The organism is Azospirillum oleiclasticum, assembly GCF_013423485.1.
Classification (GTDB): domain Bacteria; phylum Pseudomonadota; class Alphaproteobacteria; order Azospirillales; family Azospirillaceae; genus Azospirillum; species Azospirillum oleiclasticum.
On record NZ_JABFFR010000120.1, the window covers coordinates 1 to 366 of the forward strand.

General features: G+C 77.0%; 1 protein-coding gene. It reads right to left on the reverse strand.

Translation table 11 applies throughout. From position 1 onward, the window contains the following. Positions 1–366 (reverse strand): hypothetical protein (locus HL658_RS36540; RefSeq protein WP_180287756.1); only part of this gene is annotated, 366 nt, incomplete at both ends.

Sequence of the window (366 nt, forward strand, 5' to 3'; positions counted from 1 at the left end):
CTTGCCGGCGCGCAGCAGCTCGTCGCGGCGCTGACGGGCGCGGTAGAGCCCGAGCGGGATGTCGGGCCGGGGCGGCCGCGCGATGCCGGTGTCGGCCAGGGTGCCGCCGTGCCACTCGCGCGGCAGGCGCCGGCCGGTGCGCTCCCGGTGGACCGCGTTGACCGCGCTCGCGACGTAGTGGCGCAGCGCCTTCATCGCCTCGGAGCCCTCGACCGGGCGCTCGCCGGCGGGTCCGGCGAGGATCAGCAGGTGCCCGTGCGGCTGGTCCTCCAGACGCGCGTTGCGGCCGTGCACGGCCCACGTCACGCCCCAGTCGGCGTAGCGCTCGGCGATGCGTTCCATGATCGCCGCGCGGGTGTCGGCATC